This is a genomic window from Roseinatronobacter sp. S2 (genome assembly GCF_029581395.1).
Taxonomy (GTDB): domain Bacteria; phylum Pseudomonadota; class Alphaproteobacteria; order Rhodobacterales; family Rhodobacteraceae; genus Roseinatronobacter.
The window spans coordinates 1,966,399-1,980,543 of the sequence record NZ_CP121113.1 but is presented as its reverse complement, the minus strand read 5'-3'; the positions used below and the strand labels follow the sequence as shown (position 1 = coordinate 1,980,543).

The 14,145-nt window shown below is 60.8% G+C and carries 15 protein-coding genes; 2 read left to right on the top strand and 13 right to left on the bottom strand.

Going from position 1 to position 14,145, the window contains the following annotated elements:
- Positions 1–71: 71 nt before the first annotated feature.
- The 7 genes from P8S53_RS09425 to serS all read right to left on the bottom strand — a co-directional run bounded on the left by P8S53_RS09425 (position 72) and on the right by serS (position 7,199).
- On the bottom strand, positions 72–1,505 hold the full coding sequence (locus P8S53_RS09425; RefSeq protein ID WP_277803711.1) for an FAD-linked oxidase C-terminal domain-containing protein: 1,434 nt from the start codon (positions 1,503–1,505) through the stop codon (positions 72–74).
- A gap of 77 nt (positions 1,506–1,582) precedes the next feature.
- Positions 1,583–2,197, bottom strand: a complete 615-nt coding sequence (locus P8S53_RS09420; protein WP_277803710.1) for a LysE/ArgO family amino acid transporter — start codon at positions 2,195–2,197, stop codon at positions 1,583–1,585.
- Between the two features lie 194 nt (positions 2,198–2,391).
- Positions 2,392–4,371 (bottom strand): protein meaA, encoded by a 1,980-nt coding sequence (locus tag P8S53_RS09415; protein WP_306417904.1) that lies wholly within the window; start codon positions 4,369–4,371, stop codon positions 2,392–2,394.
- A 232-nt stretch (positions 4,372–4,603) separates the two neighbouring features.
- Positions 4,604–5,119: a transglycosylase SLT domain-containing protein gene (locus P8S53_RS09410; protein ID WP_277803708.1), complete on the bottom strand. Its 516-nt coding sequence runs from the start codon at positions 5,117–5,119 to the stop codon at positions 4,604–4,606.
- A gap of 4 nt (positions 5,120–5,123) precedes the next feature.
- A complete protein-coding gene (locus tag P8S53_RS09405) occupies positions 5,124–5,462 on the bottom strand; it encodes a TfoX/Sxy family protein (RefSeq protein WP_277803707.1) in 339 nt (112 codons plus the stop codon).
- Positions 5,463–5,600: 138 nt separating this feature from the next.
- A complete protein-coding gene (locus P8S53_RS09400; RefSeq protein ID WP_277803706.1) occupies positions 5,601–5,747 on the bottom strand; it encodes a hypothetical protein in 147 nt (48 codons plus the stop codon).
- A gap of 159 nt (positions 5,748–5,906) precedes the next feature.
- Positions 5,907–7,199 carry a serine--tRNA ligase gene (gene serS, locus P8S53_RS09395; RefSeq protein WP_277803705.1) on the bottom strand — a complete coding sequence of 431 codons (1,293 nt, stop codon included), beginning with the start codon at positions 7,197–7,199 and terminating at the stop codon, positions 5,907–5,909.
- Between the two features lie 210 nt (positions 7,200–7,409).
- Between serS and P8S53_RS09390 the strand changes: the two genes are divergently transcribed.
- Positions 7,410–9,032, top strand: coding sequence for a Ppx/GppA family phosphatase (locus P8S53_RS09390; RefSeq protein ID WP_277803704.1), 1,623 nt, complete (start codon positions 7,410–7,412; stop codon positions 9,030–9,032).
- Here the strand turns inward: P8S53_RS09390 and P8S53_RS09385 are convergent.
- The 4 genes from P8S53_RS09385 to P8S53_RS09370 all read right to left on the bottom strand — a co-directional run bounded on the left by P8S53_RS09385 (position 8,972) and on the right by P8S53_RS09370 (position 11,527).
- A complete protein-coding gene (locus P8S53_RS09385; RefSeq protein WP_277803703.1) occupies positions 8,972–9,412 on the bottom strand; it encodes a hypothetical protein in 441 nt (146 codons plus the stop codon). The genes P8S53_RS09390 and P8S53_RS09385 overlap by 61 nt on opposite strands.
- Before the next feature lie 364 nt (positions 9,413–9,776).
- Positions 9,777–10,460: a molecular chaperone DjiA gene (locus P8S53_RS09380; RefSeq protein ID WP_277803702.1), complete on the bottom strand. Its 684-nt coding sequence runs from the start codon at positions 10,458–10,460 to the stop codon at positions 9,777–9,779.
- A 53-nt stretch (positions 10,461–10,513) separates the two neighbouring features.
- Positions 10,514–11,011, bottom strand: a complete 498-nt coding sequence (locus tag P8S53_RS09375) for a GNAT family N-acetyltransferase (RefSeq protein ID WP_277803701.1) — start codon at positions 11,009–11,011, stop codon at positions 10,514–10,516.
- Between the two features lie 57 nt (positions 11,012–11,068).
- Entirely contained in the window at positions 11,069–11,527 is a 459-nt protein-coding gene (locus P8S53_RS09370; protein WP_277803700.1) for an iron-sulfur cluster assembly scaffold protein, read from the bottom strand.
- A 61-nt stretch (positions 11,528–11,588) separates the two neighbouring features.
- Between P8S53_RS09370 and hisI the strand changes: the two genes are divergently transcribed.
- The gene (gene hisI / locus P8S53_RS09365) at positions 11,589–11,951 is read left to right on the top strand and encodes a phosphoribosyl-AMP cyclohydrolase (RefSeq protein WP_277803699.1); all 363 of its coding nucleotides are present in this window, start codon (positions 11,589–11,591) and stop codon (positions 11,949–11,951) included.
- Here the strand turns inward: hisI and gluQRS are convergent.
- Both gluQRS and trmFO read right to left on the bottom strand, forming a co-directional pair.
- Complete coding sequence (gluQRS, locus tag P8S53_RS09360) at positions 11,941–12,789, bottom strand: tRNA glutamyl-Q(34) synthetase GluQRS (protein ID WP_277803698.1); 849 nt, start codon at positions 12,787–12,789, stop codon at positions 11,941–11,943. The genes hisI and gluQRS overlap by 11 nt on opposite strands.
- Positions 12,779–14,128 carry a methylenetetrahydrofolate--tRNA-(uracil(54)-C(5))-methyltransferase (FADH(2)-oxidizing) TrmFO gene (gene trmFO / locus P8S53_RS09355; protein WP_277803697.1) on the bottom strand — a complete coding sequence of 450 codons (1,350 nt, stop codon included), beginning with the start codon at positions 14,126–14,128 and terminating at the stop codon, positions 12,779–12,781. The genes gluQRS and trmFO overlap by 11 nt, the downstream gene beginning before the upstream one ends.
- Positions 14,129–14,145 lie beyond the last annotated feature (17 nt).

Below are 14,145 nucleotides of genomic sequence, written 5' to 3'. Positions count from 1 at the left end.
GCCTCCATGGCTGCGCAAAACAGCCTTCATCTTGCCAAAAATACTCAAAGGGTGAAACGGGGCGCGGGCGCTTATGCCGCGCGCCGCGCAGCACTCAAGGCCAGCGGAAACACCTTGGCGGGGTTTAACAGCCATTTGGGGTCGAACACATCCTTGATGCGCATCTGCGCCTCCATGTCGGCGGGCGTATATTGCACGCTCATCAGATCGCGCTTTTCGATTCCCACGCCATGTTCGCCGGTCAGACACCCGCCCACCTCGACACACAATTTCAAAATATCCGCGCCAAATGCCTCGCAGCGTTCCAGATCACCGGGTTTATTGGCATCAAACAGGATCAGCGGGTGCATATTGCCATCCCCGGCATGGAACACATTGGCCACATCCAGCCCGTAATCGCGCGACATCTCGCCAATCCGGCGCAGCACGAATGGCAGGCTGGACACGGGGATCGTGCCATCAAGGCACATGTAATCATTGATCTGCCCCATCGCCCCGAAGGCCGATTTGCGCCCCAGCCAGATTTTGGCGCTTTCCTCGGCCGATGCGCTTTCGCGCCACGCGACCGGGTTGTGGCGTTGTGCGATCTGCTTGATCAGGGCAAGTTGCTCGTCAATTTCGGCCGCAGCCCCTTCCACCTCGACAATCAGCAGGGCTTCGCAATCGGGGTATCCGGCCTTGGCGAAATCCTCGCAGGCGCGAATGCAGGGGCGGTCCATGAATTCGATGGCCACCGGCAAAATCCCTGCCTTGATGATGTCGGACACGCATTCACCGGCAACTTCGTTGCTGTCAAACCCCATCAGCACGGGGCGCGCGCCTTCGGGCTGGCGCAGGATGCGCAAGGTTGCTTCAGTCACAACCCCAAGCTGCCCTTCCGATCCGCAAATGACCCCCAGCAGGTCCAGCCCGCCCGCATCCATATAAGGGCCGCCAATCTCGACAATGGTGCCATCCATCAACACCATGGTCACGCCCAACAGGTTGTTGGTGGTCACGCCGTATTTCAGACAATGCGCGCCGCCGGAATTCATGGCGATATTGCCTGCAATCGCACAGGCCAGCTGGCTGCTCGGGTCCGGCGCGTAGAAGAACCCCTCCCCCTCCACTTCGGCGGTGACCGCAAGGTTTGTGATGCCGGTCTGCACGCGAATGTAGCGGTCGGGGGTGTTCACTTCCAGCACGTCGCGCAATCGGGCCACGCCAAGGATGATCGAATCCTCGGTCGGTAATGCGCCACCCGCCAGCGATGTGCCAGACCCGCGCGGCACAACAGGCACGCCTTCTTCATGACAAATGCGCAAAATCTCCGACACCTCTTGGGTGCATGATGGCAGGGCAACCGCCATGGGGATGCACCGATAGGCCGTCAGCGCGTCGCATTCATACGCCCGGCGTTCAGCTTCATCCGTAATCAACCCCTCTGGCGGCAGAACGGCTTGCAGGCGCGCCAGAACATGATCGCGCTTGGCCAGAATGGTGCCCTTTGGTTCCGGCATGTGCATGGATAACCCTCCACCCCCTGTTTTTGGTAATGTATCATTACCAATTCAGCGAATGCAACGAAAGCTCTTTGCGCATGTCATAATGCAATGGCGCGCACCAAAAGCTTCGCCGCGATACCCCACATGATCACACCGATGACGACTTCCAGAACGACCCATGCCCGTGGCCGTGCCAGAACCGGCGCCAGCAAACGCGCCCCGAAGCCAAGCGCTGCAAAAAACACAAAAGACGACAGGATCGCACCGGCCCCGAAGGCCCATTGCCATGGCGCATATTGCAGCGAAAGCGCCCCCAGCAGCGCCACAGTGTCCAGATAGACATGCGGGTTCAGCCAGGTAAAGGCCAGACAAATGGCCACAACACGGCCCAACGGCACCGCAGCGCCATTCGTCGGGCGCAACGCTTCGCCCCCTTGGACTGCCGCCCGGAACCGCAACGCGCCATAGACCACCAGAAACGCCACGCCCCCCCACAGCATGATCTGCTGAAATCCCGGCAGCGCGGTTGCGATAACCTGCGCCCCCGCAACCCCAAGGGCCACCAGAACCGCATCGGACACGGCGCAGATCAGCACAACAACGCCCACATGCTCTCGCCGCAGCCCCTGGCGCAGCACAAATGCGTTCTGCGCCCCGATGGCCGCGATCAATGCCAAACCTGAAAAGAACCCTGCGACAACCCCCGCAATCATGTTCCGCCCCCTGTTACTGTGCAGTCAGGGGCTATCGGATATGGCGCATTGTTTTTCAAGTGAAATTCTGCCGCCGCCCAGTATGGCGCGGCGGTCATGGCGTGCGGATTGCGGGTGTGAACCGGCCTTGGGCGTGGCCATGGCAATGCCGCCCGCAGGCCCCCCCCCAAGGGCGGCCCCCCTTTGCGAATAAATTACTCGGCTGCGATGGGCGCGGGGTCAACCAGTGCCACAATATCCATCATGATGCGGTTTAGCTGGAAATCCTTGGGCGTATAGACTTGCGCAATCCCCATCGCGCGAAGGCGTGCGGCGTCATCTTCGGGAATGATCCCGCCGACAATAACCGGCACATGTCCCAGCCCCTCGGCCTGCATCAGCGCCATCAACTCTTCCATCAGCGGAATATGCGACCCTGACAGAATGGACAGGCCCACGACATGCGCATCCTCATCGCGCGCGGCTGCCACTATTTCGGCCGGCGTCAAGCGGATGCCTTCATAATGAATATCCATCCCGCAATCGCGGGCACGCGCGGCAATCTGTTCAGCCCCGTTGGAATGCCCGTCCAGCCCCGGCTTGCCCACCACGAATTTCAACCGCCGCCCCAGCTTGCTGCTGACCGCATCTACTGCGTCGCGCACAGGGTCCAGACCTTCGGTACGGTTTGACATGGCGCGGCTGACGCCGGTTGGCGCGCGATACTGGCCAAAGGCCGCGCGCACAGTCTCGCCCCATTCGCCGGTTGTGGCCCCTGCCTTGGCCGCCGCGATCGAGGCGGGCATGACATTGACGCCCGACCGTGCTGCCGCGCGCAGATCATCCAGTGCAGCGTGCACCGCCCCCGCGTCCCGCGCTGCGCGCCATGCGTCCAGCCGCGCGATCTGGTCAGCCTCGGCGGCGGGGTCGCAGACCATGATGGCCCCTTCGCCGGTGGTCAGGGGCGATGGTTCGGTTGTTGTGAATTTATTGACACCCACCACCACAGTCGCGCCGCTTTCAATGCCCGCAATCCGTTCGGCATTCGATTCGACCAGACGCGATTTCATGTAATCGATGGCCTTGACCGCGCCGCCCATGTCATCAATGCGCGCCAGTTCTTCGCGCGCGCCCGCCACCAGTTGCGCCACCTTGCGTTCCACAGCGGGGTTATTGTCGAACAGGTCGTCATATTCCAGCAAATCAGTCTCGAACGCCAGAATCTGCTGCATGCGCAGCGACCATTGCTGGTCCCACGGGCGCGGCAGGCCAAGCGCTTCGTTCCATGCGGGCAGTTGCAGCGCGCGCGCGCGCGCATTCTTCGACAGCGTCACCGCCAGCGCTTCGATCAATATGCGGTAGACGTTGTTTTCCGGCTGCTGTTCGGTCAACCCAAGGCTGTTGACCTGCACGCCGTAGCGAAAGCGGCGGTATTTCGCATCCTCGACCCCGTAACGGGTGCGGCAAATCTCGTCCCACAGCTCGACAAAGGCGCGCATCTTGCACAGTTCGGTCACAAAGCGGATGCCCGCGTTTACAAAGAAACTGATCCGCCCGACCATGACAGGGAAATGTTCAGCCGGCACTTTGGTTTTCAGATCATCCAGCACCGCGCAGGCCGTGGCCAGCGCAAAGGCCAGTTCCTGCTGTGGTGTCGCGCCCGCTTCCTGCAAATGGTAGGAGCACACATTCATCGGGTTCCATTTGGGCAGGTGTTCGCGCGTATAGGCCGCAACATCGGTGATCATGCGCAGGCTGGGTTCGGGCGGGCAGATATAGGTGCCGCGCGACAGGTATTCCTTGATCAGGTCATTCTGAACCGTGCCGTTCAGCTTGGTCACATCTGCGCCCTGCTCCTGCGCCGCAGCGATATACAGCGCCAGCAACCACGGCGCAGTCGCATTAATCGTCATGGACGTGTTCATCTGTTCCAGCGGAATCTGGTCGAACAGCATGCGCATGTCGCCCAGATGGCAGACCGGCACACCGACCTTGCCCACTTCGCCGCGGGCCAGTTCATGATCGCTGTCATAGCCCGTTTGCGTGGGCAGATCGAACGCCACTGAAAGCCCCGTCTGCCCCTTGGACAGGTTCATGCGATACAGTTCATTCGAGGCTTTGGCCGTGGAATGGCCCGCATAAGTGCGAAACAGCCATGGCTTGTCTTTGGCAGGTCCGGTTGCAGCGTCATTCATCTTGGCACCTATGGTCGGTTCGGGTATCGCGCGCAGCCTGAAAAGCACGCCGCGCAACTTTCTTACCCAAACGGATGATTTAAGCGCAAGATAATGTCAAGCATGAATCGCTGCATCGCGGCAATTTGCAAGGCGTGCAGCCCGTAGGTGCCGCGCTGCACAGCAGGACAGACCGCCACGGCTTAACTGCCGTGCGGTCTGCCAAGTTATTCCGATTTCAGGAAAACCGCCCCTATGTGCGGTCACTGGCCTGACGCGACGGGCAGTCACGGCGCACCTCGCGCTGGCGCAATCCGGTCGCCACCAGCAAACAACGGTCGCGCGCTTCATAATAATACCCGCGCGCATACCACATGACAGCGCGGTCAATATCACCATTCGACACCAGCCATGCGCCCTTCAGGTAACGGCCCGCGTATGTCAGGTTCACTTCTGCATCCAGCAAATCCTCTGGTGCGCCCTGAAACCCCATCTGGCGCGCGGTTTGCGGCAGAATTTGCATCAACCCCCAATACGGGCCATTGCGGGCATGCGGGCGGTAATCGCTTTCGCGCTGGATCACGCGGTGCAGCAGGGCTTCGGGAATGTCGTGCTTGGCGGCATAGCGGCGCACCAATGCGCGCATCTGCGGTGTTTCACCGGGATAGAGGTTCGCGCTTGACCCCATGGCGCGCGATGCCTCGGGGTTGGAATTTCCGCAGGCAGCCAAGGCAAGCACAACACCAATCATTAGAAAAATACGCGGCATGGGATCAATCCTGTCGTAAGGGGGCTGGAATGACACCCAACGCATCAAGCGCGGCGTCAATCGGCAGGGATTTCGGACAATGTTGTAATTTCAGATCGTCGAACCGCGCGCGCAGGCGGCGTTTTTCTTCGCCCTTGCAATCATTCCACGGGCGGCCTTGCAGCCCCATTTCCAGCACATAATAGGCAATGAAATGCGGGCGCACACCCGATTGCAACAGTGCCGCATAGGCGGCGTCGCAGCCCAGATCGCGAAGCTCTTCGGCACTGTGAATGCCCACACGCGCAAATGCGGCCTCCATCGCGGGGCCAAGGTTGCGTATTGATGAAATCGGCGTGGGCATGGTCAGGGTAATGATGCTGCGTGCCCGGTCAGGGTCACATCCTGAACTTCATTAACAAAGCATTGTGGCCGCGCAAAGCATCTTTGCGCGCGCACGCGCCAGTAACACGCCCCTATAGGCGGGAACCGGCCAGAATGTTCAGATCAGCGCCCAGTCCGTGAAACGCGTGACCGGCTTTTGCGGGGCCGCGTTGCGCGGGTGGCCGGGGCGCATATCGGCGCTTAATCCGGGGGCGGCGCCGGGGCGCTTTGGGTTTGTCGAAATCGGGGTGGCCGTTGAACGCATGACATTTAATCCTTTACCAGATTACATATGATTATGAACTGACGGGGAAAAACTGGCCAAATTCGGGCATACAAGGGCGTATATCGCGGCGTTAGCGCAACCAACGCCGCGACTGATGCCATTGCGCAACAGCATGATAACGCACCATCAGGCGTGCATTCAGACCAATTCACCCGTTGGTGCAATACGGGTCTTGCCGCCCAGATACCGGTGCAGTGCTGCGGGCAGGTCAACGCCCCCGTCCGCTGTTTGCCCGTTTTCCAGCACCGCAATCAGGCAACGCCCGACCGCCACGCCCGACCCGTTCAGCGTGTGCACGAATTCCGGCTTGCCCCCGTCTTGCGGGCGGAAACGCGCATTCATGCGCCGCGCCTGAAAATCCCCACAGACCGACACGCTGGAAATTTCGCGATATGTGGCCTGCCCCGGCACCCAGACTTCGATGTCATGGGTTTTCTGCGCGCCAAACCCCAGATCGCCTGTGCACAGCACAATGCGCCTGTAGGGCAGTTCCAGCGCTTCCAGCACGGCCTCGGCGCAGCGGGTCATGCGTTCATGTTCCGCCAGACTGTCAGCAGGGTGGGTGATCGATACCATTTCGACCTTTTCAAACTGGTGCTGGCGCAGCATGCCGGTGGTGTCCTTGCCCGCACTGCCCGCTTCCGACCGGAAACACAGCGTATGCGCGCAAAACCGCAGCGGCAGGGTGGCCCCGTCCAGAATTTCGCCAGCGGCAAAATTTGTCAGCGTCACTTCCGATGTCGGGATCAGCCACCAGCCATTTGTCGTCTGGTAGCTGTCTTCGGAAAACTTCGGCAACTGGCCGGTGCCATACATCGCGTCATCACGCACCAGAACGGGGCTGTTCACCTCGGTCAGGGCGTGGTGGTCCACATGCAGGTCGGTCATGAATTGCGCAAGCGCGCGGTGCACCCGCGCCACAGCGCCGCGCAGCACCACGAAACGCGACCCCGACAGTTTCGCCGCCGTGGCAAAATCCATATTGGGGGCGATGCCCGCAATCTCATAATGCTCCACCGGCTGAAAATCAAATTCGCGCGGGGTGCCCCATGTTTTCAACTCGACATTGTCGGATTCGTCAGCGCCATCGGGCACATCCGCCATGGGCTGGTTCGGCAGGGTTTCCAGAATCGCTGTCAATTCCGCATCGGCCACGCGCGCCTGTTCTTCCAGCGTTGCGATTTCGGCCTTTTTGTCTGCAACAAGGGCGCGCAGGCGTTCAAATTCTGCCTCGTCCCCTTTGGCCTTGGCCGCGCCCACTTGTTTTGAGGCCGCGTTCTGCGCCGCCTTGGCCGTTTCCACCGCCGAGATTGCTGCACGGCGTGCCTGATCAATGTCCAGAATGCGGCCTGATTGCGCTGCCAGCCCGCGACGGGCAAAGGCTGCATCAAAGGCGGCTGGGTGTTCACGGATGGCGCGAATGTCGTGCATGGTCCCTCTCTTCGGAAACTGGCGTGGCTGCGCGGGGAATCGATCCCGGCGCGCCCGTTATGGCCCATCCTGCCGACAAGTGGTAGGGGCGAGAGGGCGCGCAGCATTCCCCTTGCGTCATCATATGCCCCCTGCGGCATCTGCGTGATTGACCGTGCGCGCCGCAGTCGGGTAGAGTGCGTGCAGATTGTGCCAGACAGGAGCTGCCGAATGGATGGCAATTCGCGCGTCCCGGAAACGGGCGACGCACCCCCCGCCAAAGCGGGTTTCTTTGACAACCCAGTTTTCAGCGACCCGTCCGCCCGCGCCCTGTCACAGGTTGGCGTGATAGATGTGGGGTCAAACTCTGTCCGGTTGGTCGTGTTTGACGGTGCGGCCAGGTCGCCTGCGTATTTTTTCAACGAAAAGGTGCTGTGCGGGCTGGGCAAGGGGCTTGTCACCACCGGCCGGCTGAACGTTGAGGGGCGCGTTCGCGCGCTGGCCACCATCAAGCGTTTCGCCCTGCTTGCGCAAGGCATGGCGATGACGAACCTGACCATGGTCGCCACCGCCGCCATGCGAGAGGCCGAGGACGGCCCTGAATTTCAGGCCGTGATTGAACGCGAAACCGGCTTGCGCATGCGCGTGATCGATGGTGCGGAAGAAGCGCGCATGTCCGCACAGGGCGTGCTGACCGGCTGGCCCGAAGCGAAGGGGCTGGTATGCGATATTGGCGGGTCCTCCATGGAACTGGCCGTCATTGGCGACCGGCAGGTGCATCAGACCGTGACATCCCCGCTTGGTCCCTTCCGGCTGCAACAGGTGACGGGCGGCAAACGCGGGTTGCGCCAGCATATCAGCGCAATCCTGAAATCCCTGCGCGATCAGGTTGGCAGCCATCATGACGCGCTGTATCTGGTGGGCGGGTCATGGCGGGCCATTGCACGGCTGGACATGGAACGGCGCGGCTATCCGCTGAAGGTTCTGCACGAATATACCATGACGCCCAAATCCGTGCGCAAAACCATTGACTGGATCGCCGATCAGGATCTGGCCAGCCTGCGCGCGCGCACCGGCATTTCCGCCGAACGCATGTCGCTTGTGCCGCTGGCAGCGCAGGTCTTGCGCCAGTTGGTTCATGTGTTCAGCCCGCAGGTTATCTGCATTTCCAGCTATGGCATCCGCGAAGGCATTTTGTATGAACAGATGCCCGATGCCCTGCGCGCGCGCGACCCGCTGATAGAGGCGTGCCATTTCATGGAACATGCCAGCGCGCGCCTGCCGGGATTTGGCAAGAAACTGTATAATTTCCTGCTGCCGCTGTATCGCAACCGCCCCGAGGGGCGCTTGCGCCTGATCCGTGCGGCGTGTTTGCTGCATGATGTAAACTGGCGGGCACACCCCGATTACCGCGCAGATGCGTGTTTCGACACATCGACACGCGCAAATCTGGGCGGGCTGGACCATCAGGGGCGTGTGTATCTGGGCATTGCGCTGATGTATCGCTACAAAACCAGCGGCATGCGCCCGCGGGTCAAGGAAATCGCCGGTTTGCTGCCCGCCAAAGACCTTGCAGAAGCCAAGATGCTGGGCCGCGCGCTGCGCTTCGGGTCCATGTTTTCAATGAATGGGCCGGAAAACGCGGGTGAACTGCGCTATTTCCCCAAGAAACATGTGCTGGAACTGGTGCTGGCGCGGGGCATGCAGGCCCTGTTTACCGAAGTTGCAGAACAACGCTTTCATGCACTGGCGCAACAGGTGGATGCACAGGCAAAAGTGCGCGTGCAGCGCAGTTATAACTCAAAATCGGGGGCAGAGGGTGCCACCTCTTCCGACGGGTCGGGAACGGCCTGATCCGGTCCCTGCTCGACATCCGGGGGGGCGGGCTGTCTGCGCCGGATCAGAATATCGCCATTGGGCAGCACTTCCGGCGGTTCATACTCCACCATGTCGCGCAACTGCCCCAGAAAGCGCCGCAATTCCGGTTCGGCCGCTTCAAGACTGCGTTCCATCTGCCGCATATGGGGGTCCATATCGTCAAAAAAACCGCGCATCATCCGTTCTATCAGGCCAAAAAAGCCTTCCGGTTGCTCAGATTTGGGCGGGTCGCCAAACTCATCGGCGAAAGCGGGCGGCGCAATGCTTAGACACAGACAAAGTGATATGATCAAGATGGGGCGCATTTGGCAATTATAGCCCATCCACCGCCCTGCGGCCAGCGTTGATACGTGCATTTGCGGCCATCCTCGCGCGCCGCTTTCTCTTGCGAATGCAGGGGGGCAGCGCAGAAAACCGGTTCGCATGTCAGATGGACACGCAAGGCTGGTTAATTCTGGCCAGAAGTTGCCGTTGATGCCATGGACAAAGCCCGCGCCAGCGGTGGGCCGTGGTCTGCCGATCCGACGTTATATGAATGCACTTTATGCCGATTGCATATTCCTGCGTTCATAGACTTGGGCTGCCATCAGCCAAATCGGCAGGCCGCGGGACGGCCCGCCGATGGCGCGGCGGGCTTCGCCCTTGATTCCGCGCCTTGAAGTGCCCCCTTCAGGCCACAAGCGCCCATAATCCCATGTTTCACCCTGATCGGATCAGATGCTAGGCCGCGCGACTGGACTGGATTTCTTCCCATGCACGGTTCAGGTCGCGCAGCCGGTGTTCGGCCAGCTTGACGGCCTCGGGGGGGACGCCGCGCGCGGCCATGCGGTCGGGATGGGTGTCACGGACCGCTTGCCGGTAGATGCGACGAATATCATCCAGCGGCGCATCAGGCGTGACTTCCAGCACGTCATAAGGATCAGGCTCCACATCGCCGACATAGCGCGCGCGCAGGCACCGGAAGCAGCGTTCCGACAGGCCGAATATCTGGGCGACCTTTGACAGGAACTCTTCTTCGGCGGGGTGGAAACTGCCATCCGTCATGGCGACTTCAAACAAGCCTTCCATCAAATCCATCAACACAGGGTCGCGCGGCGGGAACATGCTTGCGATCTTGCGCGCATACAGATCAAACCCTGCCACATCCTGCCGCGCCAGATTGAACACACGCGCCGCATTGGCTTCTTCTTCAGGCGCGATGATGAAAACCCGCCGGAAGGCCGCGACTTCGCCACGGGTAACCTTGCCGTCTGCCTTGGCCAGTTTCGCGCCAAGGGCAATGACCGCAATGGTGAAGGCCACGCTGCGTTCAGGTGCCGTGCGCAAACGGTCGAACACCGCGCTAAGGCTTTCCCCCTTGCGCAGCGCTTTCAGCGCTTCAGCGATGCGTATCCAGATCGACATGAAGAAAAACTAACAGGGCCGTGGGGGAAATGCAGCAGGCGAAACGCCACATGTCACAGAATTTTCTGCATCAGCACCAAATCGTGGAACTGCCCGAATTTCCAGCCAACCTGCGGCATTGTGCCGACGGTTTCATACCCCAGTGCAGCATGAAATGCGACGCTGGCTACATTCGACGCGGTCACCGCGCCCACCATCACATGATGCCCTGCGCTGCGGGCGTGGTCTTCCAGCGCCAGCAACAGCGCACGCCCTGCCCCTTTGCCGCGCGCGGCGTCATGCAGGTTGATCGTATGTTCCATGCAGCGCGCATACCCCAAGCCACCGCGAAACTGGGAATAACTTGCGAATCCCAGCACCTGCCCGCCCAGTTCTGCCATCATGAAGGCATGCCCTGCCCCCTGACGGTCACGAATCATCGACGCTATTTCAGCGGGGCTGCGTTCCACAGGGTTGAAGGTAATGACCGTGTCGCGAATGATCGGGTTCCAGATATCGCAGATACAGGCCGCATCATCCACGGTGGCATCGCGCAGGGTCAGGTCAGTCATCTCGGGGGGCCTATCCAGTCACAAACATTTGCGAAATGCGCCGCCCGGCCGCCAAGGTCAAGAGGGGTTTTTTGCCTGTTGCGCCAGATTTTCCGCCGCTTCGGTCGCAGCCTCGATTGCCAGCAGGATAGAGGCATGGCGATTTCGATACTCGCGCGCGGGTTGCAGCACGTCATACCCGTCAAACGGTGCGTCCGGAACTGGCCCGTCTTGCTGCAACATCGCGCGCAACTGGTCGCGTGCAAGCGCCAGTTCCTGCGCACTGCGGCCCAGCACCACCTGCCCCAGCACCGCAGCCGCCGCCTGCCCCAAAGCACAGGCTTTCACATCCTGACCGAAACGGCTGATGCGTCCGTCCGCTACATCCAGATCAACCGTCACCGTTGACCCGCAAAGCGGAGAGCGGCGCTTCACGCTGGCTTGCGGCCCGTCCAGCCGCGCATGATGCGGAATATCCGTGGCCAATGCCAGAATTCGGCCGGAATACAGTTTTATCAGGTCGGCATTATCACTCAAGACGGGTTTTCCTTTGTGTTGTGTCAGGCTATGCCTTGATCGCCCAAAAAGGACATAGCCCATGATTTTCGATCCGCAAACCCTAACATATGACGATAACGGACTTATCCCGGTCATCGCACAGGATCATGAAACCGGTCAGGTGCTGATGATGGCCTGGATGAATGCCGATGCCGTCACACAAACACTGCAAACCGGCCGCGTGACATACTGGTCACGCTCGCGCCAGTCGTTCTGGATCAAGGGCGAAACATCGGGGCATGTGCAAAAGCTGGTCGATTTCCGGCTGGATTGTGACCGAGATTGTTTGTTGGTCATGGTTGATCAGACCGGCCCCGCCTGCCACACCAACCGCAAAAGCTGTTTCTACACAGCCGTGCGGGATGGCGCGGAAACCGAATTGATGGCCCCGCTTAAAGATTGACCATCGCGCGGATATCGGCGGGGCTGGCACCGGCGGCACGGTACGCGGCAATCGCGCGGGCATCATCGCGTTTGGCCAGCCGCTTGCCGTGTTCATCCCGAATCAGGTCATGGTGCCAATAGCTTGGGCGTGGGAGTTCCAGCAATATCTGAAGCAGCGCGTGAATGGCGGTTGCATCAAACAAGTCCGCTCCACGGGTCACTTCGCTGATAGCTTGCGCCGCGTCATCGACAACGACCGACAGGTGATAGCTGGTTCCCATATCGCGCCGCGCCAGCACCACATCGCCGATATTGGCGATCATGTCATCGGAATCAAGGCAATGGTTCCCGCTATGCAGGGGACCGTTTTCGACAAAAGAAACCGGCCCCGCCAGTGACAGCGCGCGGCGCATGTCCAGACGCAGCGCATCATCCGCGCCCGCCTGCGCCATGCACCGCCCGCGACAGGTTCCGGGGTAAACCAGCCCGTCCGGCCCGATAACGGGTGCCCCTTCTTGCGGGGCGGACATGGCCGCGCGAATGTCACCGCGCGTGCAACTGCATGGATAAAGCACCCCCAGACCCGCCAGTTTTTGTAGCGCGGCGCAGTAGGCGGGCATGCGGTCCGACTGGCGCATGACCGGCACTGGCCAATCCAGCCCAAGCCAGCGCAGATCGTCGTAAATCTGCGCCTCGAACGCGGGACGGCAACGGCCTTGATCAATATCTTCGATGCGCAGCAGGAACCCGCCAGGCTTGCCGCGCTGCGCAGCTATCAGCGCCGAATAGGCGTGCCCCAGATGCAGCGGGCCGGTCGGCGACGGCGCAAAACGGGTGATGCCCCCTTCAGGCGGCATCGCGTTTCTGGACCGCCAGCCAATCCGCAAAGGCCAGTTTGGCGCGGTCGGTATAGGCCTTGTAGCGGTCACGCCGCCCGCGCCGCCCGCCCTTGGCATCAATCGGGGGGAACAGGCCGAAATTCACATTCATCGGCTGGAAGGTCTTGGCCTCGGCCCCGCCGGTGATGTGATGCACCAGCGCGCCCATTGCCGTTTCGCGCGGCGGCGCACCGACAGGCTGGCCCAGCAATTCCCCCGCCGCCAGACGCCCCGCCAGCAACCCCATGGCGGCGGATTCAACATATCCTTCCACACCCGTGATCTGGCCCGCAAAGCGGATATTGGGACGAGAACGCAGGCGAAGCTGGTCATCCAGCAAGGTCGGCGAATTCAGGAAAGTATTGCGGTGAATCCCCCCAAGGCGCGCGAAAGATGCATCTTCCAGCCCCGGAATTGACTTGAAAACAGCGGCTTGCGCGCCATACTTCATCTTTGTCTGAAAGCCGACAATATTGTAAAGCGTGCCCAACGCATTGTCGCGACGCAGTTGCACAACGGCATAGGGTTTCTTGTCAGGCGCATGCGGGTTTGTCAGGCCCACGGGCTTCATCGGGCCGTGGCGCAGCGTTTCGCGCCCGCGTTCTGCCATCACCTCGATCGGCAAGCAGCCGTCGAAATATTGTGCTGTCTCGCCCTCGTGGAATTCGGTCTTGTCGGCTGCCAGAAGCGCATCAATAAACGCTTCATACTGGTCACGGTCCATCGGGCAGTTCAGATACGCCGTGCGCTGTTCCTCTGTCTCGCCCTTGTCATAGCGCGACTGGAACCATGCCTTGGACAGGTCGATGGTGTCGAAATAGACAATGGGCGCAATGGCGTCAAAAAACGCAAGCGCGGTGGCACCGGTTTCCTGTGCAATCGCTTCGGCCAGCGCGCCGGATGTCAGCGGGCCGGTTGCAATGATCCACTGCCCTTGATCGGGCAATGCGTTCACCTCTCCGCGTTCCAGCCGGATATTGGGGTGCGCCAGCAGCTTTTCGGTTACCGCGCGCGCAAATGCGTCACGGTCCACCGCCAATGCGCCGCCTGCGGGCAGTGCGTGTCGGTCTGCCATGTCCATAATCAACCCGCCTGCCGCCCGCATTTCCCAATGCAGCAAACCCACTGCATTTTGTTCATCATCATCTGAGCGGAAGGAATTGGAACACACCATTTCCGCCAGATACTCGGTCTGGTGCGCGAATGTGCCGGTTTGCGGGCGCATTTCATGAATGACAACCTGCACGCCCTGCCCCGCGGCCTGCCATGCGGCCTCTGATCCGGCCATGCCGCCACCGATGATATGCAATTGCGTCATTCTGCCGACCCCTTCAT

Bases quoted from the DNA above. Each gene is read 5' to 3' on its own strand.
- P8S53_RS09425 (WP_277803711.1), bottom strand. From the start codon at position 1,505: ATGCACATGCCGGAACCAAAGGGCACCATTCTGGCCAAGCGCGATCAT.
- P8S53_RS09420 (WP_277803710.1), bottom strand. From the start codon at position 2,197: ATGATTGCGGGGGTTGTCGCAGGGTTCTTTTCAGGTTTGGCATTGATC.
- P8S53_RS09415 (WP_306417904.1), bottom strand. From the start codon at position 4,371: ATGAATGACGCTGCAACCGGACCTGCCAAAGACAAGCCATGGCTGTTT.
- P8S53_RS09410 (WP_277803708.1), bottom strand. From the start codon at position 5,119: ATGCCGCGTATTTTTCTAATGATTGGTGTTGTGCTTGCCTTGGCTGCC.
- P8S53_RS09405 (WP_277803707.1), bottom strand. From the start codon at position 5,462: ATGCCCACGCCGATTTCATCAATACGCAACCTTGGCCCCGCGATGGAG.
- P8S53_RS09400 (WP_277803706.1), bottom strand. From the start codon at position 5,747: ATGCGTTCAACGGCCACCCCGATTTCGACAAACCCAAAGCGCCCCGGC.
- serS (WP_277803705.1), bottom strand. From the start codon at position 7,199: ATGCACGACATTCGCGCCATCCGTGAACACCCAGCCGCCTTTGATGCA.
- P8S53_RS09390 (WP_277803704.1), top strand. From the start codon at position 7,410: ATGGATGGCAATTCGCGCGTCCCGGAAACGGGCGACGCACCCCCCGCC.
- P8S53_RS09385 (WP_277803703.1), bottom strand. From the start codon at position 9,412: ATGCACGTATCAACGCTGGCCGCAGGGCGGTGGATGGGCTATAATTGC.
- P8S53_RS09380 (WP_277803702.1), bottom strand. From the start codon at position 10,460: ATGTCGATCTGGATACGCATCGCTGAAGCGCTGAAAGCGCTGCGCAAG.
- P8S53_RS09375 (WP_277803701.1), bottom strand. From the start codon at position 11,011: ATGACTGACCTGACCCTGCGCGATGCCACCGTGGATGATGCGGCCTGT.
- hisI (WP_277803699.1), top strand. From the start codon at position 11,589: ATGATTTTCGATCCGCAAACCCTAACATATGACGATAACGGACTTATC.
- gluQRS (WP_277803698.1), bottom strand. From the start codon at position 12,789: ATGCCGCCTGAAGGGGGCATCACCCGTTTTGCGCCGTCGCCGACCGGC.
- trmFO (WP_277803697.1), bottom strand. From the start codon at position 14,128: ATGACGCAATTGCATATCATCGGTGGCGGCATGGCCGGATCAGAGGCC.